The sequence below is a fragment of the Serratia sp. X3 genome (assembly GCF_014982455.1).
GTDB classification, from domain to species: domain Bacteria; phylum Pseudomonadota; class Gammaproteobacteria; order Enterobacterales; family Enterobacteriaceae; genus Serratia; species Serratia ureilytica.
Window position 1 is genome coordinate 37,220 of the sequence record NZ_JADCNB010000009.1, and the last position, 22,944, is coordinate 60,163.

A 22,944-nucleotide genomic window follows, 5' to 3' on the forward strand; every position below is an offset into this window, starting at 1 on the left:
TCTTCCCTTTCTCACAGACAGGTTTGCCATGAAACGTGAATTAGCCATCGAATTCTCCCGCGTTACCGAAGCCGCCGCGCTGGCGGGCTACAAATGGCTGGGACGCGGCGACAAGAACGCCGCCGACGGCGCGGCGGTCCACGCCATGCGCATCATGCTCAACAAAGTGGATATCGATGGGCGCATCGTGATCGGCGAAGGCGAGATCGACGAAGCGCCGATGCTGTATATCGGCGAGCAGGTCGGTACCGGTCAGGGCGACGCGGTGGACATCGCGGTCGATCCGATCGAAGGCACCCGCATGACCGCCATGGGCCAGTCCAACGCGCTGGCGGTCTTGGCGGTGGGCGATCGCGGCACCTTCCTGCACGCGCCGGACATGTACATGGAGAAGCTGGTAGTCGGCCCGGCGGCGCGCGGCGCCATCGATCTCAACCGGCCATTGGCAGAGAACCTGCAGAACGTCGCCGAACGACTGGGCAAACCGCTGTCGCAGCTGACGGTGATCGTATTGGCCAAACCGCGCCACGACGGCGTCATCGCGCAGATGCAGCAGTTGGGCGTGCGAGTATTCGCCATTCCTGACGGCGACGTAGCGGCCTCCATTCTCACCTGCATGCCGGAAAGCGAGGTCGATGTGATGTACGGCATCGGCGGCGCGCCGGAAGGGGTGATCTCAGCCGCGGTGATCCGCGCGCTGGACGGTGACATGCAGGCGCGTTTGCTGCCGCGTCATGAGGTGAAAGGCGACAGCGCCGAAAACCGCCGCATCGGCGAACAGGAGTTGGTCCGCTGCCGGGAGATGGGTATCGAAGCCGGCCAGGCGCTGCGTCTGGATCAGATGGCGCGCAACGACAACGTGATCTTCTCCGCCACCGGCATCACTAAGGGCGATTTGCTGGAAGGCATCAGCCGCCAGGGCAACATGGCCACCACCGAAACTCTGTTGATCCGTGGTAAATCGCGCACCATCCGCCGTATTCGTTCGACCCACTATCTGGATCGCAAAGACCCGACGCTGCACGAATTTCTGCTGTAACGAAACAGGGCGCCGAAGGGCGCCCTGATGATTGATGACAAACCTCATACTCTTGCCAGGTTGGCAGAGAGCAGCGAACAGAAAACAAGGAAAATCAATTTATTGATTTTCGGCTGATAACCACAAAGGGGAGAAAACCCCCGCTTTTTCTCCCCTTTGTCAACGGTATGAGGGCGCCGAATGGCGCCCTGTGGTTATGCGGTATGCCCCTGATGCTGCATACGATTGGACAGCGGCCACCAGCACAGCAGGATCAGCAGCGCCATCGCGAACATCAGCAAGCCGAGGCTGAACTGCCCGGTTTGCGGCAACATGGCGGACAGCCAAGTCGCCAGACCGGACCCCATGTTCTGCATCCCGCCCACCAGTGCGCCCGCCGCGCCTGCCAGGTAAGGGAACGGCTCCATCGCCCCGGTGGTCGCCAGCGGGAACAGCATGCCGGCGCCGAAGAAGAACAGCGCGGCCGGCACGATCAGCGTCCAGATGTTCATCACGCCGAACCAGCCCGGGATCCACATCATCGCTCCCGCCAGCAGGCAGCTCAGCACCGAATGCCACATCAGGGTGTGGAAGGTCTTACCGTCGCGCCCGGCATACCAGGCGCCGAAAAACGCCGCCGGGATCGGCAGAATGAACAGGATACTGACGGTCAGACCGCTCAGCCCCAACACGCCCCCCATCAATACGCCGCAGCTGGCTTCAAATACCGCAATCCCCGCCAGCGCGCCGATCAGCATCACCAGATAGCAGCTGAAGGTACTGTCACCCAGCAGTTGGCGGAAACTGGCCAGCATGCGGCGTTTTTCCGTCTGTACCGGACGGGTCTCCGGCAGCCAGCGGAACATGGCGAAGGCAACGCAGGCGCACAGCGCCAGCAGGAAGGCGTAACAGGCGCGCCAGCCGAACACCATCGCCAGCGCGCCGCCGATCACCGGCGCCAGCAACGGACTGACCAAAATCCCCATGTTCAGCAGGCTGTTGGCGTAACGCAGCGCAGTACCGGCATACAGATCGCGCGGCATGGTGCGCGCCATCACGCCCGCCACGCCGGTGCCCATGCCCTGAATCGCGCTGGCGGCGACCAGCATCGTCAGGTTGGTGGACAGCAGCGCGCCCAGCGCCCCCAACAGGAAGATCATCATGCCGGTCAGGATCACCGGCCGACGCCCGATACGATCCGATATCGGCCCGTAAATCAGCTGGGAGAAACCATAGGTCAGCAGATACGCCGCCATCACCCGCTGCACGGCGCCGGTGCGCACCGACAGATCGTGAGCGATGTCAGCAATAACGGGAACATAAATGGTTTGCGCCATCTGGCCGACGGCGACCAACAGGATAAGCATCACCAACAGGTGAAAGTTCTCTAGTTTTCTCATTATCTTCGTTAACGTTTCAACTCGTCACAGCGTCCCGGTATGGCCGTTGCAGCAGCCAGAACGGCGAGCAGCCCTCTATGGCGGCATAAGCTAATCAAATCTGATTTTTTTAGCGAGTTTCAGACAAATATTGATCTAGGTCACACTGGCAGCAAACCCGACCAGGCTCGTAAATTAAACTGTACGTCTAACGCTTTGGGGGTAAAAATTAGCGCGTTTGCAGTAGCTGCGCTTTAGCATTTAATCGATAATTATTTTCATCAACTTGAAATAAAATAACACCATAGGGATTTGGTTCATGAAAACACCTGAGCTGATTTTATTGCAGTTAAAGGCTCTCGGCCCGCACTCGGCCAAAATGCTGGCGGAGCGTCTGGACATCACGCCGATGGGCATCCGACAACATCTGCAATCCCTGGAAAAACGTGAGCTGGTTTGTTACGAAGAAGCGCGCAGCAAGGTCGGCCGCCCGACGCGCTACTGGTCGCTGACCGAGCGGGGGCACGCCTACACGGCCGACGATCAGGAGCGACTGCGGGAATCCGCACTGCAGCTGTTTGGCGGCGCCGGCGTGGAACCGTTGCTCATCGCGCGCGAAGAGCAGCTTTATCTGCGCTATGCCGAAGAGTTGTCCGCCGAGCGCAGCCATCAGGATCGGCTAACCCGCCTGGTTCGCCTGCGGCAACACGACGGTTACATGGCCGAATTGCTCGATCATCCGCACGGTGCGCTGCTGGTGGAAAACCACTGTCCGATCGGCGTGGCCGGTTCCAACTGCAGCAGCCTGTGCAATTCCGAGCTGCAGCTGTTTCACCGGCTGTTCGGCAACGACTACCGGGTAGAGCGCACCGCGCACGCCATTTCCGGCTCACGACATTGTGCTTATTTGATTCGACCACGGGAGCTTTAGAGTATGGCTGAATGGGTAAACGGCAAGGTTACGCAGGTAAAACAATGGACCGACGGGCTGTTCAGCCTGGTGGTCAATGCCCCCATCGATCCTTTCACCGCCGGGCAATTCGCCAAGCTGGCGCTGGAGATCGACGGTGAGCGGGTGCAGCGCGCCTACTCCTACGTCAATGCCCCCGATGACGCCAATCTGGAGTTCTATCTGGTCACGGTGCCAGAAGGCAAACTGAGCCCGCGCCTCAATCAGCTGCGGCCGGGCTCGGACGTGATGGTGACCAAAGAAGCCGCCGGCTTCTTCGTGCTGGACGAGGTGCCCGACTGCGACACGCTGTGGATGCTGGCGACCGGCACCGCCATCGGCCCCTATTTATCGATTCTGCAGCAAGGCGCCGGCCTGGAGCGCTTTAACAACCTGGTGCTGGTGCACGCCGCGCGCTTTGCGCGCGACCTGAGCTACCTGCCGCTGATGCAGCAACTGCAGCAACGCTACAACGGCAAGCTGCGTATCCAGACCGTCGTCAGCCGTGAAGAGACGCCCGGCTCACTGACCGGCCGCGTGCCGGCGCTGATCGAGGACGGCCGACTGGAAGCGGCGATCGGCTTGACCATCGACGCCGAAACCAGCCACGTGATGCTGTGCGGCAACCCGCAAATGGTGCGGGACACCCAGCAAACGCTGAAAGACCACCGCCAGATGCGCAAGCACCTGCGCCGCAAGCCGGGCCATATCACCAGCGAACACTACTGGTAACCCGGCGGGGATCAGCGGAACTTCACCGGTTCGGCTTCCGGGCCGAACCGATTGTCCCCCGGCGTGCCGACGAAGGCGCCCAAATCGATAGTCATCATCACGATAATCAGCGTCGGGATGAAACGCCCGACGCCCCATTGCCAGATCGGTGCCAGCATCTGCCAGTTGCCCGCCGCCAGCATCCACGCCAGGATCAGCAGCAGCGCCCACCAGCCGGCCTTGTTGCGATCGTGCAGCCGTTTGACCAGCACCGCCGCCGTCGGCCACAGCAGCGCCACGATAAAGAAGGCGATGGATTGGATGGCGACCAGCTGATAATTGGCCAACGTAAACGCCGCCGCCATCAGCACCAGCCACAGCCCCATCCAGATCCAGAAGTCGCGCCGCCCGATGCGGCCCTTAAAAGAAAAACACCACTGTTGTAACGTCATCGATTCCTGCGCTCTAAGCCTGCCCATATTCTGCGCCGCAGTGTAACATAGGCGCTGCCGGGCCGAGTTTTCCGCCTCGCATAACGCGGCGCGCCGCACAGCTTTCTCGTCAGCGAACCGATAATGGCGTGGGATCTTTGACAAGGCCTGCGGGTTATCGCTTTAATCGGAGCCATCTTTGTCCTTGATGCCATACGCCATGCTGAGAAAAACCCTCGCCATCGCCTGCCTGCTGCAGGCCGCCGCCAGCGCCTGGGCCGAACCGCCCGCCGCCGAAGCGAAACCGACCGCGCCTTACCTGCTGGCCGGCGCGCCGACGTTCGACCTGACGGTGATTAAATTCCGCGAAAAGTACAACCGCGATAACCCGAAGCTGCCGATTGGCGAATTCCGCGCCATTCCCGCCGCCGAAGACGATTCGCCGCTGCTGACGCGCGCCGCCAGTAAACTCAACGAAAACCTGTACGCCTCCACCGCACTGGAGAAAGGTACCGGTAAAATCAAAACGTTGCAGATCACACATCTGCCGCTGCAGCAGGCCAATGAAGAAAAAGCCGCGCGCGCCATCGCCATCAACTACATGGCGGCGCTGATGCGTCAGTTCGAACCGGCGCTGACGGTAGAACAGAGTCAGAACAAGGTGAACAGCCTGCTGGAAAAAGGCAAAGGATCGCGTTTTTACCAACAGCAGGTCGGCGCCATTCGCTATGTCGTCTCGGACAACGGCGATAAAGGCGTCACCTTCGCGGTTGAACCGATTAAGCTGGCGCTTTCCGAGCCGTAACGGCGCGGCATTTAATGACGAAAAGCAAAGCCTTCGCGCTTAATGATCTCTATACTGTTGGGCAGGTAAACTGCCGGTCCGGCAGTTGTCATTTCGACTCTCGCGTTCCCTAGTTGGAGGAAAAAACATGCGTCATCCATTAGTTATGGGTAACTGGAAGCTTAACGGCAGCACCCACATGGTCAACGAACTGATCGCCGGTCTGCGCCATGAGCTGAGCAGCGTTGACGGCTGTGGCGTCGCCATCGCCCCGCCGGTGATGTATCTGGATCAGGCCAAGCATGCGCTGGCCGGCAGCCGCATCGCGCTGGGCGCGCAGAACGTGGACGTTAACCTGTCCGGCGCCTTCACCGGTGAAGTTTCCGCCAACATGCTGAAAGACGTCGGCGCTCAGTACATCATCATCGGCCACTCCGAGCGTCGCACCTACCACAAAGAAAGCGACGAAGTGATCGCCGAGAAATTCGCCGTGCTGAAAGAAGCCGGCCTGATCCCGGTGCTGTGCATCGGTGAAACCGAAGCGGAAAACGCCGCGGGCAAAACCGAAGAAGTATGCGCGCGCCAGATCGACGCCGTGCTGAAAACGCTGGGCGCACCGGCGATGAAAGGCACCGTGATCGCCTATGAGCCGGTCTGGGCCATCGGTACCGGCAAATCCGCCACCCCTGCGCAGGCGCAGGCCGTGCACAAATTTATCCGCGATCACATCGCCAAGCACGATGCCGCGGTTGCCGCTGAAATCATCATCCAGTACGGCGGTTCGGTGAACGACAAGAACGCCGCAGAGCTGTTCTCCCAGCCGGACATCGACGGCGCGCTGGTTGGCGGCGCCTCGCTGAAAGCCGACGCTTTCGCCGTGATCGTCAAAGCCGCTGCCGCAGCGAAAAAAGCCTGATTGCCTTAGGCTTGCCATAAAAAAACCCCGGCAAGCCGGGGTTTTTTATTGCCGTTTAAACGGCATCAGCGTTTGCTGATTTCGTCGAATACGCCGCCGGTGGCGAAGTGCACCTTCTGCGCTTCGGTCCAGCCGCCGAAGGTGTCATCCACGGTGAACAGCTTCAACTGCGGGAACTGCCCGGCGAACTTGGCCGCCACCGCCGCATCGCGCGGGCGGTAATAGTGCTGTGCCGCGATGGTCTGCCCTTCCGGCGAATACAGATATTTCAGGTAGGCGGTCGCCACCTCGCGGGTACCGCGTTTGTCGACCACCTTATCCACCACCGACACCGTCGGTTCGGCCAGGATCGATTCACTCGGGGTGATAATCTCGAACTTGTCTTTGCCCAGCTCTTTCTCCGCCAGCAACGCTTCGTTTTCCCAGGCGATCAGCACGTCGCCGATGCCACGCTCAACGAAGGTGTTGGTCGAGCCGCGCGCGCCGGAATCCAGCACCTCGACGTTCTTGTACAGGTTTTTGACGAAGTCCTGCGCCTTGGCCTTATCGTTGTTGTTGTGGTGCAACGCGTAGCCCCAGGCGGCCAGGTAGTTCCAGCGGGCGCCGCCGGAGGTTTTCGGGTTCGGGGTGATCACCGACACGCCCGGCTTGATCAAATCAGGCCAGTCATGAATTTGTTTCGGATTGCCTTTGCGCACCAGGAAGACGATGGTCGAGGTGTAAGGCGCCGAGTTGTCCGGCAGGCGTTTGATCCAGTCTTTCTCAATGCGCCCGCGTTCGGCGATGGCGTCGACGTCATAGGCCAACGCCAGCGTCACCACGTCGGCCTCGATGCCGTTGATCACCGAAGTCGCCTGTTTGCCGGAGCCGCCGTGCGACTGACGCACCGTCACCTTGTCGCCGGTTTCCGCCTGGTAGTGCTTGCTGAATGCCGTGTTGTAAGCCTGATAGAACTCACGCGTCGGATCGTATGACACGTTCAGCAACTGAATATCCTTCGCCATGGCGCCGGACGCCAACAGCACCAATGTCAGACCTACACCCCATTTACGCATCGACAGGCTCTCCCAGAAAATTAACGCAACCTCAATCGGTTGATTTAGCATCAGAGCCTGCCAGAAACTTTCCCGGCAATTAAAGAATAAAAAATTTTGGGCTAGATGATTCTGGAATATGTCACCGGCGAGCATAAAAAAGCCCCCGCAAGCGGAGGCTTTCGGCGAGCGGCGAATCAGTACAGCTTTTTCGCCGTTTCCAGCCAGTCGCCCTTGAACGGACGCTTCATGTTTTCGATCGCGTCGATGATGTCGTGATGCACCATCTTTTCGTTCTGGATACCGACGCAGCGGCCGCCGTAACCCTGCAGCAGCAGTTCGATGGCGTAGGCGCCCATGCGTGAGGCCAGGATGCGGTCATAGGCGACCGGTGAACCGCCGCGTTGAATGTGGCCCAGCACGGTGGCGCGGGTTTCACGCTTGGTTTCCTGCTCGATGTGGCGCGCCAGCTCATCGATATCGCAGATGTGCTCGGTGATCGCCACGATGGCGTGCTTTTTGCCCTTGGCGATACCGGCCTTGATTTCGCACACCAGATCTTCGCGATTGAATTCGATTTCAGGCAGCACGATGAATTCGCAGCCGCCGGCAATCGCCGCCGCCAGCGTCAGATCGCCGCAGTAACGGCCCATCACTTCCACGATAGAGATGCGCTGGTGCGACGAGGAGGTATCGCGCAGGCGGTCGATCGCTTCCACCACGGTTTCCAGCGCGGTGAAGTAACCGATGGTGTAGTCGGTACCGGCGACATCGTTATCGATGGTGCCTGGCAGGCCGATGCACGGGAAGCCTTCTTCCGTCAGGCGTTTGGCGCCCATGTAGGAACCGTCGCCGCCGATCACCACCAGCGCGTCGATGCCGCGATTCTTCAGGTTTTCAATCGCCTTGGCGCGCACGTTTTCATCCCTGAATTCCGGGAAGCGGGCAGAACCGAGGAAGGTGCCGCCGCGATTGATCATGTCGGACACGCTATAGCGGTCCAGCTGCTCCATGCGATCTTCGTACAAGCCAAGGTAGCCATCGTAAATACCAAAAACTTCCAGACCTTCTGAAAGCGCAGAACGCACAACGCCGCGGATTGCAGCGTTCATACCCGGCGAATCACCGCCGCTCGTCAGTACACCGATTTTCTTGATCATGACTACCTCTGAACTGTGTAGATGCAATTTCTTAAGAATTCTGTCTCCGCCGATCGTCTTGAAACCTCTCCGGCTGCAGAAAACCAGCTTTACGGCTTATTGCTGGATATTATATCAAAAACACCCAGCTGAATTGATTCAAGTCACGCAATATAACGGTTAAAACACCGCATGGCACGCTGAGCTAACTCAGATATTCATGATAATACGTTGCGCTATGCCTCTATATGATTATAGCTCCCAATGCCCCTGCCTACCCGGCGGCACCACGGAGCACGGATCCAGGTGAATGATGACGTCCGCCCCCGCAAAACGTTGCCGCAGGGCTTGTTCCACCTGATCGGCCAACCGGTGCGCCTCGCGCAGCGGCAGCGTGTCCTCCATCTCCAGATGCAGCTGGATGAAACGCGTCGGCCCCGACTGACGCGTGCGCAGATCGTGTGCGCCTTTCACGCCGGGCCAGGAGGAAACCACGGCGATAATCGCCTGGCGCTCATCATCCGGCAACGCCCGATCCAACAGCGACTGCACCGCTTCATAGCCCATGCGCAGCGCGCTATAGAGGATGTAAACGCCGATGCCCAGCGCGAACAACGCATCCGCCCGTTGGAAGCCGTACCAGCTTAGCCCAAGAGCGATAAGAATAGCACCATTCATCATGACATCTGACTGATAATGCAGCATATCTGCGCGTACGGCCTGACTGCGCGTTTTTCTGACCACCCAGCGTTGATAGGTGACCAGAATCAGCGTGCTGACCAACGCTATCACCGTCACCACGACCCCGACACCGGGATCGCGCAGCGTTTGCGGTGCATACAGGTGCTGGAAGCCGGTGAGGAACAAAAACAGGGCGGAGCCGGAAATAAACATGCTTTGCGCCAGCGCCGCCAGCGATTCCGCTTTGCCGTGGCCGAAAGTGTGCTCGGCATCGGCCGGCTGCAGCGAATAGCGCACCACCAGAAGGTTGGTCAGCGAGGCGGCGATATCGACCAACGAATCCACCAGCGCCGCCAACAGGCTGACCGAACCGGTGTGGTACCAGGCGACGATTTTGATCAACAGCAGCGACGACGCCAGCGCGGTTGCTGCCAACGCGGCGGACTTTACCAGGCGTGCATAGCGCTGTTCCATAAGGGGCCCCGGCTAAAAGGTGTGGCGCTCAATATAGCGAAATGTCGGATAAAAAAAACCCCGCCATCATGGCGGGGAAGACAGGGATGGTGTCTATGGCAAGGAAAAACAGGGGACTACTCAGTCGTACTTCACTTCTGGGCAGAAGCTTGCTGCAAACCAGAAATTTGCTGCTCCATCTGCTGCATGCGCTGCTGATGTTTCTGGTCTAAAACACTTTTTTGCTCTGGCGTCAGCAGGTTATACATTTGGTTGCGCACCCGGGCCATTTCCACCTGGCGCTTGACCTGCTGTTGGGCCATCTTTTCCGCCTGGGCGTACACGGCGGCTTCATCAAATTTCTCTGCGGTCACCAGTTTATGCATGGCTTCCATTTCAGCTACATTGACACCAGGCAGATCGTGCCGGGCCTGGCGCATCAAATCGCGCATTTGCTGGCGCTGCTGTTCGCTGAGGCTGACACCGTCGAACATATGGTGCTGGCCGGGTATTCGGGTCATCGCGTCGTTGCCGGGAGGTTGGGCTGTGTCCGGTATAGTGTCGGCAGCGAAGGCAGCGGTCGAACCAATTGCCAGCAGTGATGCCATAACTAATGCGGTCACCTTACGCATTTCAACTCCTCAAGCTTTCTCACTTTGCGAATCAACGAGGAGCAGTGTACCGCCACACCTGAAAACCTGCGTCAGTGCATGTAAAACTACGTAAAGTCATGGAATGGCAACAGTTGATGACGTATTTTGCGTCTGGAGGTAAATCATAATGAACAAGATTCTGTTAGTTGACGACGACCGCGAGTTGACCTCGCTGTTAAAAGAACTGCTTGAAATGGAAGGTTTTAATATCGTCGTCGCGCACGATGGCGAGCAGGCGTTGTCGCTGCTGGACAGCTCCGTCGATCTGCTGCTGCTCGACATCATGATGCCGAAGAAAAACGGCATCGATACGCTGAAAGAACTGCGCCAACATCACCAGACGCCGGTCATCATGCTGACCGCGCGCGGCAGCGAGCTGGACCGCGTGCTGGGCCTGGAGCTGGGCGCCGATGATTACCTGCCGAAACCCTTCAACGATCGCGAGCTGGTCGCGCGCATTCGCGCCATTCTGCGCCGTTCCAACTGGAGCGAACAGCAGCAACAGGTCGACAGCGGCGCCCCGACGCTGGATGTCGATGGCCTGCAGCTGAACCCCGGCCGCCAGGAGGCCAGCTTCGACGGCCAGGTGCTGGATCTGACCGGCACCGAGTTCACCCTGCTGTATCTGCTGGCGCAGCATCTCGGCCAGGTGGTGTCGCGCGAACTGCTGAGCCAGGAAGTGCTGGGCAAACGCCTGACTCCGTTCGATCGCGCCATCGACATGCACATCTCCAACCTGCGGCGTAAGCTGCCGGATCGCAAAGACGGGCATCCGTGGTTCAAAACCCTGCGCGGGCGTGGTTATTTGATGGTATCTGCAACATGATCAACAGTTTGACGGCACGCATCTTCGCCATTTTCTGGTTCACGTTAGCCCTGGTGCTAATGCTGGTGCTGATGGTGCCCAAGCTCGACTCCCGCCAAATGACCTCGCTGCTCGACAGCGAGCAGCGGCAGGGGTTGATGCTGGAACAGCACGTCGAGGCCGAGCTGCAAAACGATCCGGCCAACGATCTGATGTGGTGGCGCCGCCTGTTCCGCGCCATCGACAAATGGGCGCCGCCGGGCCAACGCCTGCTGCTGGTCACCAGCGAAGGCCGGGTGATCGGCGCGCAGCGCAACGAAATGCAGATCGTCCGCAACTTCATCGGCCAATCCGATAACTCGGATCATCCGAAGAAGAAAAAATACGGCCGCGTCGAGCTGGTCGGGCCGTTCGCGGTGCGCGACGGCGAAGACAACTATCAGCTGTACCTGATCCGTCCCGCCAACAGCCCGCAATCCGACTTCATCAACCTGATGTTCGACCGGCCGCTGCTGCTGCTGATCGTCACCATGCTGATCAGCGCCCCGCTGCTGCTGTGGCTGGCCTGGAGCCTGGCGAAGCCGGCGCGCAAGCTGAAGAACGCCGCCGATGACGTGGCGCGCGGCAACCTGAAGCAGCATCCGGAGCTGGAGGCCGGTCCGCAGGAATTCCTGGCCACCGGCGCCAGCTTCAACCAAATGGTCAGCGCGCTGGAGCGCATGATGAACGCGCAGCAGCGGCTGATCTCGGACATCTCGCACGAGCTGCGCACGCCGCTGACTCGCCTGCAGCTGGCCACCGCGCTGATGCGCCGCCGCCACGGCGAAGGCCACGAACTGGCGCGCATCGAAACCGAAGCGCAGCGGCTGGATTCGATGATCAACGATCTGCTGGCGCTGTCGCGCGGGCAGCAGAAGAGCGAGCTGGCGCGCGAGCAGTTGAAGGCCAACGAGCTGTGGGCCGACGTGCTGGACAACGCCCGTTTCGAAGCCGAACAGATGGGCAAGCAGCTGGAGATCGCTGCGCCGCCCGGCCCGTGGACGCTGTTCGGCAACGCGAGCGCGCTGGACAGCGCATTGGAAAACATCGTGCGCAACGCCCTGCGTTATTCGCACACCCGCATCGCCGTGGCGTTCAGCGCCGACAATCAGGGCGTGACCATCCAGGTTGACGACGACGGCCCCGGCGTCAGCGCCGAAGATCGCGAGCAGATTTTCCGCCCGTTCTACCGCACCGATGAGGCGCGCGACCGTGAGTCCGGCGGCACCGGCCTTGGCCTGGCGATCGTCGAGGCGGCGGTCAATCAGCATCGCGGCTGGGTGAAGGCCGAAGACAGCCCGCTTGGCGGTCTGCGGCTGGTGCTGTGGCTGCCGCTGCATCATCAACGCCTATCGTCTAAGACAGAACAGTAAGAGTTTGCTATCCTGCGCCCCTCGTTCACGAGGGGCCTGCAACATGCTGAACATCGTTTTATTTGAACCCGAAATTCCACCCAATACCGGCAATATCATCCGCCTGTGCGCCAATACCGGCTTTAATCTGCATCTGATCGAACCGCTGGGTTTTCCGTGGGACGACAAGCGTCTGCGCCGCGCCGGACTGGATTACCATGAGTTCACCCGCGTCCACCGTCATGCCGACTACGCCGCTTTTCTCGCCGCCGAGGAGCCGCAACGGCTGTTTGCTCTCACGACCAAAGGCACGCCGGCGCACAGCGCCGTCAGCTATCAGGCCGGCGACTACCTGCTGTTCGGCCCGGAAACGCGCGGGTTGCCCGCCGACATCCTCGATGCGCTGCCCGCGCAGCAAAAAATCCGCATCCCGATGCAGGCGCAAAGCCGCAGCATGAACCTGTCGAATGCCGTCGCGGTGGTGGTTTATGAAGCCTGGCGGCAGCTGGACTATGCCGGCGCGCTGATCAAGGCGTAATCCGCAACGACGCGCCATACTGAAGGAGGCATCGTTGCGATGCTCTCTCCAGGAACGGCACATGGCTTTCGTCGAGGATATTGTCACCCAGCTTCGCCGGCTCGAGTCGGCGCTGAACGAAGCGCTACAGCGGCTGCAACAGGCGCCGGACAGCGAAGCGCTGCACGATTTGCGCGTCACTCTGCGCCGTATCCGCAGCCTGCTGCGCCCGTTGCGCGGTTGCCCCGGCGCAACGCGGCTCGATCGGGCCGCCGCCCAGTTGGGCAGGCTCACGACGCCGCTGCGCGATCTCGAGGTGCTGATCGCCGAACTGGCGCACCATCACCTGGATTGGCAGGCCAACGTGCGCCAGAGCGATTTTCAGGCCCGCTGCCGCCAACTGCTCGCCAACCCGCAGCTCATCAGCTTCCCTTCGCTATTGCACGCCTGGCCGCACCGCTTTCGCCGCACCGCGCAACGCGCCGCCAAACACCGTGTGAACCGACGCCTGCAGCGCCAACAGCGGCAATTGCGCCGGGCATTGGCTGATATCGGCTACGATCGCCACCGTCTGCGGCTGCTGGTTAAACGCCTGCGTTACGCGGCCGAAGCCTACCCGCAACGCCTTCCCCTCTCTCCCGCCGCGATAGCGAGCCTGAAAGCGGCGCAAAACACCCTCGGTGATTGGCACGACCGGGAGGTTTGGTGCCTGCAAGCCGAACATCAGGCGGATCTCTGGCCATTGTTGCCACAGTGGCAAGCTGAGCTACGCCTGACGCTGGCCAGAGCGGATGCCTCGCTCGCCGCTTTATCACCGGCGCTGGCGACAAAACCCGGCGGCGCATCACGATACTGAAAAAAGGCCACGACAGGGCACGCCCGGCCCCGAAAATGCCCGCTACGGCGCAGATAATGCGCTATGTTTTGTAAGGGTAATCACCACTCATCATAGGAAATCACATGAAAAAACAACGCTTGAGCGTTGCCATGGCGGTTCTGGCAGCAGGCCTGTTGCTAGCGGGCTGTTCGTCCAAAGTCACCCAAACGTCGCAATATTCGGGCTTCTTGTCCGATTACAGCAAACTGCAGGAAACCACCTCGCCAAGCGGCCATAAAACGCTGCGCTGGATAGATCCAAACTACAAGGAATCCAACTACCGCGGCCTCTATTTCCAACCGGTGGTCTATTTCCCGGCGGAAAAACCGACCACGCGCGTCAGCCAGGACACGCTGAACAAAATCAAGGCGTATGCGACTCAGCGGATCAAAACCGCGCTGCAGAACCGCTTCACCATTCTGCCCAGCCCGGCGGGCTCGCGCGTGTTGGTGGCCAAACTCGCCATCACCGCCGTTTCGGCCGAAAACGAAGACATGAAGTTCTATGAGGTGGTGCCGGTCGCTGCGGTGGTTGCCAGCACCATGGCGGCTACCGGGCACCGGACGCAAAATACCGCGCTGTATATCGAAGGCGAGTTGATCGACCAGGATACCGGTAAAACGGTGATGGAAGTGGTGCGCAAGGCCTACGGTAAAACCGTCAACAACGACAGCACGCCGGTCACGGCGGATGACGTCAAGGCGGCGATCGACGACATCGTCACCGATATCACCCAGTTCCCGAGACAGGGCTGACCGCCGCTTGAAAAACACAGGGGGAGCCGAAGCTCCCCCTCGCAGGCACGGCTTAGATGCCGTCGCCGTACTCGAATCCGTGGTTGGTGCCGTTGAAGTATTGGTCCATATCCATCGACGGCGTATCGCTCTCCGGGCGCCCGACGATGCGCGCCGGCACCCCGGCGGCGGTGGTGTGCGGCGGCACCGCCTGCAAGACCACCGAGCCCGCGCCGATCTTGGCGCCCTTGCCCACTTCGATATTGCCGAGAATTTTGGCGCCGGCGCCAATCATCACCCCTTCGCGGATTTTCGGGTGACGGTCGCCGCTGGTTTTCCCGGTACCGCCCAGGGTGACCGACTGCAGAATAGACACGTTGTTTTCCACCACCGCCGTTTCACCGATCACGATGCCGGTGGCGTGGTCGAGCATGATGCCACAGCCGATGGTCGCCGCCGGGTGGATGTCTACGCCGAAGGCGACGGAAATTTGATTTTGCAGGTAGATCGCCAACGCTTGCCGCCCTTGTTGCCACAGCCAGTGGCCGATGCGGTAAGCCTGCAGCGCGTGGAACCCTTTCAGGTAAAGCAGCGGCGTGGAGTATTTGTCGACCGCCGGGTCGCGCAGCCGCACCGCGAGGATATCGCGCGCCGCCGAAACGATCATCTGATTGTCGGACTTATAGGCTTCTTCCACCACCTCGCGTACCGCAATCGCGGGCATGATCGGCGTCGCCAGCTTGTTGGCCAGCATATAGCTGAGCGCGCTGCCCAGGTTCTCGTGCTTGAGCAACGTCGCATGGAAAAAGCTGGCCAGCATCGGTTCACAATCAGCCAGTGCTCGCGCTTCTGATTTAATGCTGTTCCAGACCTGTTCCAACTCTTCTGACGACATCACATACCCCTTTGCCTTGCCAAACGGGCCGCTTCACACGGTGGCGCGAAGCGGCCCAGGTCATTTGCGGGGTCAGCATTCCGCTGCCCCGACATATCGTTTTATGTCACGCGCTGGGCTTTTCGTCCTTTCGGGCGCGCCCCAGCAGGCTCAGCGCCGCTTCGCGGGCGTCTTTATGGCAGTAAAGCACCTGATAGATCTGTTCGGTGATCGGCATTTCCACGCCGTGCCGCTGCGCCAACGCCAACACCTCTTTGGTATTGCGATAGCCCTCGACCACCTGACCGATGCTGTCCTGCGCTTCCTGCACGCCTTTGCCCTGCCCCAACATAATGCCGAAGCGGCGGTTGCGCGACTGGTTGTCCGTGCAGGTTAGCACCAGATCCCCCAGCCCCGCCATGCCCATGAACGTCGAAGGGTCGGCGCCCAGCGCAGAGCCCAGACGGCTCATTTCCGCCAGCCCGCGCGTAATCAACGCGGTGCGGGCGTTGGCGCCGAAACCGATGCCGTCGGACATGCCGGCGCCGATGGCGATCACGTTCTTCACCGCGCCGCCAAGCTGAACGCCGATGAAGTCGGGATTGCTGTAGACACGGAAGCTCTTGCCGCAGTGCAGCAGCTGTTGCAGATCGTCGGCGAACTGCGCATCGGTCGCCGCCAGCGCGATCGCCGTCGGCAGGCCGGCGGCCAGCTCTTTGGCGAACGTCGGCCCGGAGAGCACCGCCAGCGGGATCGCCTCGCCCAACGCCTCACGCGCCACGTCCTGCAGCAACCGGCCGGTTTCCGCTTCCAGCCCCTTGGTGGCCCACACGATGCGGGCGTCAGGACGCAGATGCGGCTTCAGCTGGCGCAACACGTCGCCGAACACATGGCTCGGCACCACCACCAGCACGTCGCGGCTGGCAGCCAGCGCACGCGCCAAATCGGCTTCAAGCAGCAGGGTATCGGGGAAAGGAACGTCGGGCAGAAACGCCTGATTGCAGCGATCGCGCTGCAACGTTTGAATTTGCGCGGGGTTATGCCCCCACAACACCACGGTGTGGCCGTTACGCGCCAGCGTGATGGCCAATGCGGTGCCGTACGAGCCGGCACCGATGACAGTCATTGAAGCATTGACGGTGTTCATCAGGCATCCTGATGTGGTGCGGCACCTTCGCCTTCCGCCTGCTGCTGCAGATAGTTCATGAACAGCGCGTCAAAGTTGACCGGTGCCAGGTTCAGCTGCGGGAATGTGCCGCGGGAAACCAGGCTGGTGATGCACTCGCGCGCATACGGGAACAGGATGTTCGGGCAGTATGCGCCCAGACAATGCGCCAGCTGCGTGCCTTCGATGCCTGCTACCGAGAAGATGCCCGCCTGTTGCACTTCGCACAGGAACGCCGTCTCTTCACCCAGGGTCGCCGTCACGGTTACGCGCAGTACCACTTCATACACTTCGTCAGCCAGTTGGCTGGACGCGGTATCCAGATCAAGTTTAACTTCCGGCTGCCATTCCTGCTGGAAAACCTGCGGCGCGTTCGGCGCTTCGAAGGAGATGTCCTTGGTATAAATACGTTGGATCTGGAAAGCCATTTCAGTGCTGTTTTGTTCTGACATGTGAGTAATACCCTTGGTTAAACGTCCTTATTGACACTCGGTGAACCGGCAAGCTGCTTAAAGCAGCGGATCCAGGCCGCCGCGAGCATCGAGTTCATATAAATCATCACAGCCGCCGATATGCCGGCCGTCGATGAAAATCTGCGGCACGGTGGTGCGCCCGCTACGCTCGATCATCACTTCGCGCTTGGCGTTATCGCCGTCGATGGCGATCTCGTTAAACGCCGCGCCCTTGCTGTTCAACAGCGCCTTGGCGCGATGGCAGAACGGGCAAGTCGCTTTGGTGTAGATATCAATGTTAGCCATGGATTGCCACCTCAAATAGGTTTAACGGTTACTTGCCGCGCACCAGCGGCAGGTTTTCTCCGCTCCAGCCGGCGATGCCGTCTTTCAGCATCGTCACCTTTTCAAAACCGGCCTTGCTCAGGTTCTCCGCCGGCTCGCGGGAGGCGGTGCCGTTGGCGCACACGACGATGATCGGCTGCGCTTTGTGTTTTTCCAGCTCGCCCAGGCTGCCGCTTTTGATTTCGCTGGCGGTCAGGTTGATGGCGCTGGCCAGGTGACCACGGCGAAAATCGTCGCGGCTGCGGGTGTCAACCACCACGGCATCTTCTTTGTTGATCAGGCGGATAGCTTCACCGCGAGCGATCTCTTTGACCTTGGAGAAACGGCTTTTGAAGGTCATGACGATCACGGCGACCAGCAGAGCGATCCAAGCCAGGCTCAGAATAGGGTGTCTGCTTACGAATGGCATAATTTCTTGCAGCATGGGGTGTAACAACTCCCGTCAGTTAAGGGATAAATAAGTCAAGGTTCCAGAGTATACCTGCCGAGTGCGGCAAATACAGCCAATAAGCAAGCGCGATTGTAGAAACTGCGGGCTGCGCTGAGAAATTCCCGAGGTCAGAGCATAAAAGCCCGCGCGATTCGCCGCAACCTTGATCTCTTTGGGCTATTTATCGCCGGTGGCGGTGTAAAATCAGCCGGTTTTTCGAGGGCGAACAGCCATGCTTCCGGCGGGCGCATGGCTATTCGCAGCTTAAAAAGTTCATAAGAGGTCAATGCAATGTCGAGCAACAAAAAACCGATGGTACTGGTGATCCTGGACGGTTACGGCCACCGTGAAGAGCGGCAGGACAACGCGATCCTGAACGCCGGCACCCCGGTGATGGATCGCCTGTGGCGGGAGCAGCCGCATACGCTGATCGCCGCTTCAGGACTGGATGTCGGCCTGCCCGACGGCCAAATGGGCAACTCCGAAGTCGGCCACGTCAACCTGGGCGCCGGGCGCATCGTATACCAGGATCTGACCCGGTTGGACAAAGCGATCGCCGACGGCGACTTCTTCGCCAATCCGGTCCTGACCGCCGCCGTCGATAAGGCCGTGGCGGCCGGTAAAGCGGTGCATATCATGGGCCTGCTGTCGCCGGGCGGCGTGCACAGCCACGACGAGCACATCCTGGCCATGATCAAGCTGGCCGCCCAGCGCGGCGCCAAAGCCATCTATCTGCATGCCTTCCTCGACGGACGCGACACGCCGCCACGCAGCGCCGAAGCCCCGCTGCAGCGCTGCCGCGAGGCCTTCGCCACGCTGGGCGTCGGGCGCATCGCTTCACTCATTGGGCGCTACTACGCCATGGATCGCGACAACCGTTGGGATCGCGTGCAGCTGGCCTATGACCTGCTGACCGCGGCCAAAGGCGACTACGTGGCCGACGATGCGGTAGCCGGTTTGCAGGCCGCCTACCAGCGCGGTGAAAACGACGAGTTCGTCAAACCGACCGTCATTCGCGCCGCCGGCGAGGCCGATGCCGCGATGCAGGACGGCGATGCGTTGATCTTCATGAACTTCCGCGCTGACCGCGCGCGCCAGATCACCCGCGCCTTCGTGAACGCGGATTTCGACGGTTTCCCACGCGCCAAACAGGTGCAGTTCGGCGATTTCGTGATGCTGACCGAGTACGCCGCCGACATCGACACCGCCTGCGCCTATCCGCCGGTGTCGCTGGCCAACACCTTCGGCGAATGGCTGATGAAGCACGACAAAACCCAGCTGCGCATCTCGGAAACCGAAAAATACGCCCACGTCACCTTCTTCTATAACGGCGGCGTGGAAGCGCCGTTCAAAGGGGAAGACCGCGTGCTGGTCAATTCGCCGAAGGTCGCCACCTACGATTTGCAGCCTGAGATGAGCGCCGCCGAGCTGACCGACAAACTGTTGACCGCCATTCGCAGCGGCAAATACGACGCCATTATCTGCAACTACCCGAACGGCGACATGGTGGGGCATACCGGCGTGTATGAAGCGGCGGTCAAAGCGGTGGAAACGCTGGACGCCTGCATCGCCCAGGTGGTTGACGCGGTGCGCGACGTCGACGGCCAACTGCTGATCACCGCCGATCACGGCAACGCCGAGCAGATGCGCGATCCCACCACCGGCCAGGCGCATACCGCCCACACCAGCCTGCCGGTGCCGCTGATTTACGTCGGCAAACCGGCGCAGGCGGTCGAAGGCGGCAAGCTTTCGGACATCGCGCCAACCCTGTTAACGCTGATGGGAATGGAAATCCCGCAAGAGATGACTGGTAAGCCGCTGTTCATCGTGGAATAATCCTTCTCCATGAGGGAGAAGGCGTTTTTTGCACTATCAAGGGTAACCCGAAGCGCAAACGCAGGCAGCCGGCCGCTGCCTGAACGCACCGCGCCAAGGACGTTCACCGCCATGTGCGCCAGCGTATTTTGCGCTGGCGTCTTGCTGTTGCCGCTCGCCGGCCAGGCGGCGGAAGACAATAAATCCCAGTTGAAAGACATTCAGCAGAGCATCGCCGAGAAAGAAAAAGCGGTGAAGCAGCAGCAACAGCAGCGCAGCTCGCTGCAGGATCAGCTGCGGCAGCAGGAAAAAACCATCGCCCAGGCCAGCCGCCAGTTGCGCGACACCCAGGGCACGCTCACCCAGTTGGGCAAGGACATCTCCGGCCTGAACGCCTCGATCGCCAAGCTGCAAAAGCAGCAATCGACCCAGCAAAACCTCCTCGCCAAGCAGCTTGACGCCGCCTTCCGGCAAGGGCAGCACAGCGCCGTGCAGCTGATCCTCAGCGGTGAAGAAAGCCAGCGCAGCGAACGTATTCTGGCCTATTTCGGTTATCTGAACGAAGCGCGCCAGAAAACCATCGAAGAGCTGAAACAGACCCGCGCCGAGCTGGCGAAGCAAAAAACCACGCTGGTGGCCAAACAGGGCCAGCAAAAATCCTTACTGAGCGAACAACAGACGCAGCAGCAGAAGCTGGAGCAGGCGCGCGGCGCCCGCAAGAAAACGCTGACCGCGCTGGAAGCCTCGCTGGAAAAAGACCAACAACGCCTGGTGGAACTGCGCCAAAACGAAGCCCGCATGCGCGACAAGATCGCCCGGGCGGAGCGCGAAGCCCGTGCGCGCGCCGAACGCGAAGCGCGTGAAGCGGCCAAGGTGCGCGAACAGGTGCGCATCAAGGAACAGCAGGCGAAGAAAACCGGCACCACCTACAAACCGAGCGAAGCCGATCGCTCGCTGATGGCGCGCACCGGCGGCCTCGGCCGTCCGGCCGGCCAGCTGATGTGGCCGGTGCGCGGCCGCACGCTGCACGGCTTTGGCGAGCAGCAGCAGGGCGAGCTACGCTGGAAAGGCATGGTGATCGAAGCCCGCGAAGGCAGCGAAGTGAAAGCCGTCGCCGATGGCCGCGTGCTGCTGGCCGACTGGCTGCAAGGCTATGGCCTGATGGTGGTGGTCGAACACGGTAAAGGCGACATGAGCGTGTACGGCTATAACCAAAGCGCGTTGGTCAACGTCGGGGCACAGGTGCGCGCCGGCCAGCCGATCGCTCTGGTCGGCACCAGCGGCGGCCAGGGAACGCCGTCGCTCTATTTCGAAATCCGTCGTCAGGGACAGGCGGTTAACCCACTGCCGTGGTTGGGAAGATAGATTTGCGCTATGTCAAAACCCGTACAGCTTTGTTAATGGGCTGTCTGCTGCAGGCTTACGCTGCGCAGGCAGGAAAACTCTCCATCGTCATCGATGACGTGGGCTACCGCCCCCACGAAGAAAACGCGGTGCTGCAAATGCCGACGGCGATCTCGGTCGCAGTCTTGCCCAACGCGCCGCACGCCCGCCTGATGGCCACCCGTGCCCACAGCCAGGGCCGCGAAGTGCTGATCCACATGCCGATGGCGCCGCTCAGCAAGCAGCCGCTAGAGCGCGATACCCTGCAGCCCGCCATGAGCAGCGACGAGATCCAGCGCATCATCCGCAACGCGGTGAACAACGTGCCTTACGCGGTCGGCATGAACAACCACATGGGCAGCGCCATGACCTCCAGCCTGCCGGGCATGCAGAAAGTGATGCAGGCGCTCGAAAGCTACCGTCTGTACTTCCTCGACAGCATGACCATCGGCAACAGCCAGGCGACCCGCGCCGCGGCCGGCACCGGCGTGAAGGTGATCAAACGCAAGGTGTTCCTCGACGATACCGCGAGCGAAGCCGATATCCGCCGTCAGTTCAACCGCGCGGTTGAATTGGCGCGGCGCAACGGTTCCGCCATCGCCATCGGCCATCCGCGCCCGGCGACGGTGAAAGTGCTGCAGCAGATGCTGCCGTCGCTGCCCGCCGATATCGTGCTGGTCAAACCGAGCGCGCTGCTGAACGAACCGCAGGGCAACGGTGGCGGCAGCTACGTCCCGCCGCCGGTCAAACCGCAAAAACCGCAGCCGAAGAATCCGTTCAGCGGCGGCATCAAACAGTGCAAGGTCAAACCGCCGAAGGAAAAAACCAACGCCGGCACCGCGCTGGGCATTATCGCCGACAGCATTGCCACCTCGCCGCCGGTGACCTTCATCAAGCGTCATTGGCAGCACTGGACGCAAACCAAACCGCAAGCATAAAAAAAGGGCCGGAATTCCGGCCCTTTTCACGCCTGCCGAGATCAATCCCAGCTCAGCACCACTTTGCCTGACTTGCCGGAGCGCATGGCGTCGAAGCCCTGCTGGAACTCGTCGATCGAGAAACGGTGGGTGATGATCGGGGTCAAATCCAGACCGGACTGGATCAGCGCCGCCATCTTGTACCAGGTCTCAAACATTTCGCGGCCGTAAATCCCTTTGATAAACAGCCCTTTGAAAATCACCTGGTTCCAGTCGATCGACATATCCGAAGGCGGAATGCCCAGCATGGCGATGCGCCCGCCGTGGTTCATGGCGTTCAGCAGCGTGCGGAACGCCGGCGGCGCGCCGGACATTTCCAGACCGACGTCGAATCCTTCGGTCATGCCCAGATCGGCCATCACGTCGTTGAGGTTTTCCTTGCTGACGTTCACCGCGCGGGTCACGCCCATCTTGCGCGCCAGTTCCAGGCGGTATTCGTTAACGTCGGTGATCACCACATGGCGGGCGCCGACGTGTTTGCACACCGCCGCCGCCATGATGCCGATCGGGCCGGCGCCGGACACCAGCACGTCCTCCCCGACCAGATCGAACGACAGCGCGGTATGCACCGCGTTGCCGAACGGATCGAAGATCGAAGCCAGTTCGTCGGAGATGTTATCCGGGATCTTGAAGGCGTTGAACGCCGGGATCACCAGATATTCCGCGAAGCTGCCCGGACGGTTCACGCCCACGCCGACGGTGTTGCGGCACAGGTGCGTGCGGCCGCCGCGGCAGTTGCGGCAGTGGCCGCAGGTGATGTGGCCTTCGCCGGACACGCGATCGCCGATGCTGAAGCCTTTGACTTCCTGACCGATCGCCACCACTTCGCCCACGTATTCATGGCCGACCACCATCGGAACCGGAATGGTTTTTTGCGACCACTCGTCCCAGTTGTAGATATGCACATCGGTGCCGCAGATCGCGGTTTTGCGGATTTTGATCATGATGTCGTTGTGGCCCAGCTCCGGCTGAGGCACGTCGGTCATCCAAATCCCTTCTTCCGCTTTCAGTTTTGACAGTGCTTTCATGGT

Annotated in this window: 25 protein-coding genes; 13 read left to right on the forward strand and 12 right to left on the reverse strand. The window is 60.6% G+C overall.

The features are described from left to right. Positions 1-28: 28 nt before the first annotated feature. A complete protein-coding gene (gene glpX, locus IMX17_RS22765; protein ID WP_033631326.1) occupies positions 29-1,039 on the forward strand; it encodes a class II fructose-bisphosphatase in 1,011 nt (336 codons plus the stop codon). A gap of 194 nt (positions 1,040-1,233) precedes the next feature. On the opposite strand, the gene emrD is transcribed toward glpX, so the two are convergent. Continuing rightward, a complete protein-coding gene (emrD, locus tag IMX17_RS22770; protein WP_033631327.1) occupies positions 1,234-2,418 on the reverse strand; it encodes a multidrug efflux MFS transporter EmrD in 1,185 nt (394 codons plus the stop codon). A 298-nt stretch (positions 2,419-2,716) separates the two neighbouring features. Between emrD and IMX17_RS22775 the strand changes: the two genes are divergently transcribed. Together IMX17_RS22775 and fpr are read left to right on the forward strand one after the other, a co-directional pair. After that, positions 2,717-3,328, forward strand: a complete 612-nt coding sequence (locus IMX17_RS22775; RefSeq protein ID WP_033631328.1) for a metalloregulator ArsR/SmtB family transcription factor — start codon at positions 2,717-2,719, stop codon at positions 3,326-3,328. A gap of 3 nt (positions 3,329-3,331) precedes the next feature. Continuing rightward, positions 3,332-4,078, forward strand: coding sequence for a ferredoxin--NADP(+) reductase (fpr, locus tag IMX17_RS22780; protein ID WP_033631329.1), 747 nt, complete (start codon positions 3,332-3,334; stop codon positions 4,076-4,078). Positions 4,079-4,089: 11 nt separating this feature from the next. Here fpr and IMX17_RS22785 read toward each other — a convergent pair whose 3' ends face one another. Further along, positions 4,090-4,509: a DUF805 domain-containing protein gene (locus IMX17_RS22785; RefSeq protein ID WP_033631330.1), complete on the reverse strand. Its 420-nt coding sequence runs from the start codon at positions 4,507-4,509 to the stop codon at positions 4,090-4,092. 199 nt (positions 4,510-4,708) lie between these two features. Between IMX17_RS22785 and IMX17_RS22790 the strand changes: the two genes are divergently transcribed. Further along, positions 4,709-5,293: a DUF1454 family protein gene (locus IMX17_RS22790; RefSeq protein WP_033645207.1), complete on the forward strand. Its 585-nt coding sequence runs from the start codon at positions 4,709-4,711 to the stop codon at positions 5,291-5,293. Between the two features lie 127 nt (positions 5,294-5,420). Beyond that, the gene (tpiA, locus tag IMX17_RS22795) at positions 5,421-6,188 is read left to right on the forward strand and encodes a triose-phosphate isomerase (RefSeq protein WP_025160373.1); all 768 of its coding nucleotides are present in this window, start codon (positions 5,421-5,423) and stop codon (positions 6,186-6,188) included. Positions 6,189-6,253: 65 nt separating this feature from the next. Here tpiA and IMX17_RS22800 read toward each other — a convergent pair whose 3' ends face one another. The 4 genes from IMX17_RS22800 to cpxP form a co-directional block, all read right to left on the reverse strand. Continuing rightward, positions 6,254-7,243 carry a sulfate ABC transporter substrate-binding protein gene (locus tag IMX17_RS22800; protein ID WP_015379419.1) on the reverse strand — a complete coding sequence of 330 codons (990 nt, stop codon included), beginning with the start codon at positions 7,241-7,243 and terminating at the stop codon, positions 6,254-6,256. A 176-nt stretch (positions 7,244-7,419) separates the two neighbouring features. Beyond that, complete coding sequence (gene pfkA, locus IMX17_RS22805; RefSeq protein WP_004931116.1) at positions 7,420-8,382, reverse strand: 6-phosphofructokinase; 963 nt, start codon at positions 8,380-8,382, stop codon at positions 7,420-7,422. Positions 8,383-8,613: 231 nt separating this feature from the next. Then, positions 8,614-9,516: a CDF family cation-efflux transporter FieF gene (gene fieF / locus IMX17_RS22810; RefSeq protein ID WP_033631333.1), complete on the reverse strand. Its 903-nt coding sequence runs from the start codon at positions 9,514-9,516 to the stop codon at positions 8,614-8,616. Positions 9,517-9,647: 131 nt separating this feature from the next. Next, entirely contained in the window at positions 9,648-10,127 is a 480-nt protein-coding gene (gene cpxP, locus IMX17_RS22815; protein ID WP_004931122.1) for a cell-envelope stress modulator CpxP, read from the reverse strand. Positions 10,128-10,275: 148 nt separating this feature from the next. On the opposite strand from cpxP, the gene cpxR reads away from it, so the two are divergent. The 5 genes from cpxR to IMX17_RS22840 all read left to right on the forward strand — a co-directional run bounded on the left by cpxR (position 10,276) and on the right by IMX17_RS22840 (position 14,493). Beyond that, positions 10,276-10,974: an envelope stress response regulator transcription factor CpxR gene (cpxR, locus tag IMX17_RS22820; protein ID WP_004931124.1), complete on the forward strand. Its 699-nt coding sequence runs from the start codon at positions 10,276-10,278 to the stop codon at positions 10,972-10,974. Beyond that, entirely contained in the window at positions 10,971-12,365 is a 1,395-nt protein-coding gene (gene cpxA, locus IMX17_RS22825) for an envelope stress sensor histidine kinase CpxA (RefSeq protein WP_033631334.1), read from the forward strand. Before cpxR ends, cpxA begins: the two co-directional genes overlap by 4 nt. Before the next feature lie 43 nt (positions 12,366-12,408). Beyond that, positions 12,409-12,882, forward strand: coding sequence for a tRNA (uridine(34)/cytosine(34)/5-carboxymethylaminomethyluridine(34)-2'-O)-methyltransferase TrmL (trmL, locus tag IMX17_RS22830; RefSeq protein WP_033631335.1), 474 nt, complete (start codon positions 12,409-12,411; stop codon positions 12,880-12,882). Positions 12,883-12,943: 61 nt separating this feature from the next. Next, positions 12,944-13,717 (forward strand): CHAD domain-containing protein, encoded by a 774-nt coding sequence (locus tag IMX17_RS22835; protein ID WP_046897390.1) that lies wholly within the window; start codon positions 12,944-12,946, stop codon positions 13,715-13,717. Between the two features lie 104 nt (positions 13,718-13,821). Further along, positions 13,822-14,493: a DUF3313 domain-containing protein gene (locus IMX17_RS22840; RefSeq protein WP_046897389.1), complete on the forward strand. Its 672-nt coding sequence runs from the start codon at positions 13,822-13,824 to the stop codon at positions 14,491-14,493. Between the two features lie 52 nt (positions 14,494-14,545). Here IMX17_RS22840 and cysE read toward each other — a convergent pair whose 3' ends face one another. The 5 genes from cysE to IMX17_RS22865 all read right to left on the reverse strand — a co-directional run bounded on the left by cysE (position 14,546) and on the right by IMX17_RS22865 (position 17,732). Further along, positions 14,546-15,367, reverse strand: a complete 822-nt coding sequence (cysE, locus tag IMX17_RS22845) for a serine O-acetyltransferase (RefSeq protein ID WP_025304676.1) — start codon at positions 15,365-15,367, stop codon at positions 14,546-14,548. A gap of 106 nt (positions 15,368-15,473) precedes the next feature. After that, a complete protein-coding gene (gpsA, locus tag IMX17_RS22850; protein WP_033645202.1) occupies positions 15,474-16,493 on the reverse strand; it encodes an NAD(P)H-dependent glycerol-3-phosphate dehydrogenase in 1,020 nt (339 codons plus the stop codon). Continuing rightward, positions 16,493-16,963 (reverse strand): protein-export chaperone SecB, encoded by a 471-nt coding sequence (gene secB / locus IMX17_RS22855; protein WP_004931139.1) that lies wholly within the window; start codon positions 16,961-16,963, stop codon positions 16,493-16,495. The genes gpsA and secB overlap by 1 nt, the downstream gene beginning before the upstream one ends. Before the next feature lie 57 nt (positions 16,964-17,020). Beyond that, complete coding sequence (grxC, locus tag IMX17_RS22860; RefSeq protein ID WP_004931142.1) at positions 17,021-17,269, reverse strand: glutaredoxin 3; 249 nt, start codon at positions 17,267-17,269, stop codon at positions 17,021-17,023. A gap of 28 nt (positions 17,270-17,297) precedes the next feature. Next, positions 17,298-17,732, reverse strand: a complete 435-nt coding sequence (locus IMX17_RS22865; protein ID WP_033645201.1) for a rhodanese-like domain-containing protein — start codon at positions 17,730-17,732, stop codon at positions 17,298-17,300. Positions 17,733-18,029: 297 nt separating this feature from the next. On the opposite strand from IMX17_RS22865, the gene gpmM reads away from it, so the two are divergent. From gpmM to IMX17_RS22880, 3 genes are read left to right on the forward strand one after another with little or no spacing between them, the layout of a single operon-like run. Next, a complete protein-coding gene (gene gpmM, locus IMX17_RS22870; RefSeq protein WP_193550251.1) occupies positions 18,030-19,574 on the forward strand; it encodes a 2,3-bisphosphoglycerate-independent phosphoglycerate mutase in 1,545 nt (514 codons plus the stop codon). 9 nt (positions 19,575-19,583) lie between these two features. Then, positions 19,584-20,918, forward strand: a complete 1,335-nt coding sequence (envC, locus tag IMX17_RS22875) for a murein hydrolase activator EnvC (protein WP_028128084.1) — start codon at positions 19,584-19,586, stop codon at positions 20,916-20,918. Positions 20,919-20,920: 2 nt separating this feature from the next. Next, a complete protein-coding gene (locus tag IMX17_RS22880) occupies positions 20,921-21,874 on the forward strand; it encodes a divergent polysaccharide deacetylase family protein (protein WP_193550252.1) in 954 nt (317 codons plus the stop codon). A 41-nt stretch (positions 21,875-21,915) separates the two neighbouring features. On the opposite strand, the gene tdh is transcribed toward IMX17_RS22880, so the two are convergent. Continuing rightward, a complete protein-coding gene (gene tdh, locus IMX17_RS22885) occupies positions 21,916-22,941 on the reverse strand; it encodes an L-threonine 3-dehydrogenase (protein WP_182265748.1) in 1,026 nt (341 codons plus the stop codon). Between the last annotated feature and the right edge of the window lie 3 nt (positions 22,942-22,944).

What these genes read in the sequence shown, in the direction of transcription:
- tpiA (WP_025160373.1), top strand. Translation starts at nt 5,421, where the DNA reads ATGCGTCATCCATTAGTTATGGGTAACTGGAAGCTTAACGGCAGCACC.
- gpsA (WP_033645202.1), bottom strand. Translation starts at nt 16,493, where the DNA reads ATGAACACCGTCAATGCTTCAATGACTGTCATCGGTGCCGGCTCGTAC.
- trmL (WP_033631335.1), top strand. Translation starts at nt 12,409, where the DNA reads ATGCTGAACATCGTTTTATTTGAACCCGAAATTCCACCCAATACCGGC.
- IMX17_RS22840 (WP_046897389.1), top strand. Translation starts at nt 13,822, where the DNA reads ATGAAAAAACAACGCTTGAGCGTTGCCATGGCGGTTCTGGCAGCAGGC.
- IMX17_RS22785 (WP_033631330.1), bottom strand. Translation starts at nt 4,509, where the DNA reads ATGACGTTACAACAGTGGTGTTTTTCTTTTAAGGGCCGCATCGGGCGG.
- IMX17_RS22835 (WP_046897390.1), top strand. Translation starts at nt 12,944, where the DNA reads ATGGCTTTCGTCGAGGATATTGTCACCCAGCTTCGCCGGCTCGAGTCG.
- tdh (WP_182265748.1), bottom strand. Translation starts at nt 22,941, where the DNA reads ATGAAAGCACTGTCAAAACTGAAAGCGGAAGAAGGGATTTGGATGACC.
- envC (WP_028128084.1), top strand. Translation starts at nt 19,584, where the DNA reads ATGAGGGAGAAGGCGTTTTTTGCACTATCAAGGGTAACCCGAAGCGCA.
- cpxA (WP_033631334.1), top strand. Translation starts at nt 10,971, where the DNA reads ATGATCAACAGTTTGACGGCACGCATCTTCGCCATTTTCTGGTTCACG.
- pfkA (WP_004931116.1), bottom strand. Translation starts at nt 8,382, where the DNA reads ATGATCAAGAAAATCGGTGTACTGACGAGCGGCGGTGATTCGCCGGGT.
- gpmM (WP_193550251.1), top strand. Translation starts at nt 18,030, where the DNA reads ATGTCGAGCAACAAAAAACCGATGGTACTGGTGATCCTGGACGGTTAC.
- cpxP (WP_004931122.1), bottom strand. Translation starts at nt 10,127, where the DNA reads ATGCGTAAGGTGACCGCATTAGTTATGGCATCACTGCTGGCAATTGGT.
- emrD (WP_033631327.1), bottom strand. Translation starts at nt 2,418, where the DNA reads ATGAGAAAACTAGAGAACTTTCACCTGTTGGTGATGCTTATCCTGTTG.
- secB (WP_004931139.1), bottom strand. Translation starts at nt 16,963, where the DNA reads ATGTCAGAACAAAACAGCACTGAAATGGCTTTCCAGATCCAACGTATT.
- IMX17_RS22865 (WP_033645201.1), bottom strand. Translation starts at nt 17,732, where the DNA reads ATGCTGCAAGAAATTATGCCATTCGTAAGCAGACACCCTATTCTGAGC.
- fpr (WP_033631329.1), top strand. Translation starts at nt 3,332, where the DNA reads ATGGCTGAATGGGTAAACGGCAAGGTTACGCAGGTAAAACAATGGACC.
- cpxR (WP_004931124.1), top strand. Translation starts at nt 10,276, where the DNA reads ATGAACAAGATTCTGTTAGTTGACGACGACCGCGAGTTGACCTCGCTG.
- IMX17_RS22800 (WP_015379419.1), bottom strand. Translation starts at nt 7,243, where the DNA reads ATGCGTAAATGGGGTGTAGGTCTGACATTGGTGCTGTTGGCGTCCGGC.
- glpX (WP_033631326.1), top strand. Translation starts at nt 29, where the DNA reads ATGAAACGTGAATTAGCCATCGAATTCTCCCGCGTTACCGAAGCCGCC.
- cysE (WP_025304676.1), bottom strand. Translation starts at nt 15,367, where the DNA reads ATGTCGTCAGAAGAGTTGGAACAGGTCTGGAACAGCATTAAATCAGAA.
- IMX17_RS22775 (WP_033631328.1), top strand. Translation starts at nt 2,717, where the DNA reads ATGAAAACACCTGAGCTGATTTTATTGCAGTTAAAGGCTCTCGGCCCG.
- IMX17_RS22790 (WP_033645207.1), top strand. Translation starts at nt 4,709, where the DNA reads ATGCTGAGAAAAACCCTCGCCATCGCCTGCCTGCTGCAGGCCGCCGCC.
- fieF (WP_033631333.1), bottom strand. Translation starts at nt 9,516, where the DNA reads ATGGAACAGCGCTATGCACGCCTGGTAAAGTCCGCCGCGTTGGCAGCA.
- grxC (WP_004931142.1), bottom strand. Translation starts at nt 17,269, where the DNA reads ATGGCTAACATTGATATCTACACCAAAGCGACTTGCCCGTTCTGCCAT.